The following is a 1,478-nucleotide window of genomic DNA, read 5'->3' on the forward strand; positions in this document are numbered from 1 at the left end:
GTCCGGCAGCGCCGCGCCCTGCTTCGCGCAGCGGCGTGCCGCCCCGTTCGGGCTCATCACGTTCGGTAGTCCGGGGAGTCCCAGGGGCACCGGCGGCGCGCGGGCGGACACCAAAGGAGCGCCAGTACGGCGCCGGGGGAGCAGGACGGCTGGCCCTCCTGGCGGCATTCGTCATTTTTGCCGTGTACGTGCTGCCGTACTGGGGGCAGTGACTCGGCTGCGGCGGTAGGCTGGGAAGCAAAACTCCCAGGGGGAAACTGTGACTGACCAGCCCGCACACCGGCCTGAATCCGAACGCCGTGACGGCGTCCCGCCATCGGGCCTTGAGCCGCCCCGGTTCACCCCGCCCTACGGCACGGGGAATGCGGCACCACAGCAGTTCGGGCAGGGCAGCCACGGACAAGGCGGCGACGGGCAGGGCGGCTACGGGCAAAACCAGTATGGAGAACCCGGCCAGTACGGCGGGCCGTATGGCCAGCCGTCAAGCCCGTACAATCAGCCCCCGAGTCCCTATAACCAAGGTAGCCCTTATGGCCCGCCCGGGTATTACGGTGTGCCGGTGGAGCCGAAGACGCTCAGTATTGCGAGCATGGTGTGCGGCATTGCGTCGGTGATCATGGGTTTCCTCCTCCTGCCCCAGATCGCCGCGATTGTCACCGGCCACATGGCGCTCAAGCGTGAGCCGTCAGGCAAAGGCATGTCCATCACTGGCCTGGTGCTGGGGTACCTCTGTCTGCTGGGCTACGGCGCGTTCTGGCTGCTGGCAATCATCGCCCTGGCGGTTGCCAGCTCCACCACCGGTTCCTCGTACACGTTTTGAACCGGCAGCCGACGGCGGCCCGGGCTGAGGTGCCCGCGCCGCCGGCGTGGGCCTTAGGCTTTGGTTGCTGCCGGGAGTGGAAGGTTTTCCGCGAAGCCCTCCCGATAGATTAATTCGGCGGGCGCACGGTTGTTGGCCTGCGCGGGCTGCTTACCCTCCGCCGCCTACTTCCGCTGCTTGGTCCGGGCGTGTGCGTTCCTGCGGAGCTGAAGGATGCGGGCGCCGCCGGCGACGGCAACCAGGACACCGCCGGTTACGCTCGCTATGAACAGTGCCATTCCCAGCGGGACGAATCCTTCAAGACCGAAGTACCGGACTGCCACCTGGTCCTGGTTCTGCAGGATGAAGATGATCAGCAGGATCAGGAGCACCAGGGCTGCCACCACCGCAGCCCACACCACTCCGGCCCGGGTCACCCCAGGCTGGTCAGCAGCTGCGCGAGGTCCGGCTGCCGGCGTGGCATCTGTAGCAGGCGAGCCCTGGCTCATCCCGGCGGCGGGTGCAGGGGAGCCGGCGCGGGATGGAGTTCCGGCTGGCGGCGTGGCCGCCCCGGCGTTGTCGTTGCCCGGTTCCGGCTGTCCTGCGGGCGGGTAGTTTCCGGTGCTCATACTGTTTCCCTTCCTAGGACTCAAATACTAAGCATGCTTATGGTCCAACC

2 protein-coding genes and 1 pseudogene are annotated in these 1,478 nt (G+C 67.3%); 2 read left to right on the forward strand and 1 reads right to left on the reverse strand.

What is annotated here, in order from left to right; translation table 11 throughout:
- Together AC5RWX_RS33255 and AC5RWX_RS33260 are read left to right on the forward strand one after the other, a co-directional pair.
- A pseudogene (locus AC5RWX_RS33255) lies at positions 1–212 on the forward strand (NERD domain-containing protein); the annotation flags it as partial.
- Between the two features lie 47 nt (positions 213–259).
- Positions 260–820, forward strand: a complete 561-nt coding sequence (locus AC5RWX_RS33260; RefSeq protein ID WP_494100421.1) for a DUF4190 domain-containing protein — start codon at positions 260–262, stop codon at positions 818–820.
- A 164-nt stretch (positions 821–984) separates the two neighbouring features.
- Here AC5RWX_RS33260 and AC5RWX_RS33265 read toward each other — a convergent pair whose 3' ends face one another.
- Positions 985–1,428 (reverse strand): LapA family protein, encoded by a 444-nt coding sequence (locus AC5RWX_RS33265; protein WP_494100422.1) that lies wholly within the window; start codon positions 1,426–1,428, stop codon positions 985–987.
- Positions 1,429–1,478 lie beyond the last annotated feature (50 nt).

Source organism: Arthrobacter sp. SPT-J7, assembly GCF_059089965.1.

Bases quoted from the DNA above. Each gene is read 5' to 3' on its own strand.
- AC5RWX_RS33265 (WP_494100422.1), bottom strand. From the start codon at position 1,428: ATGAGCACCGGAAACTACCCGCCCGCAGGACAGCCGGAACCGGGCAAC.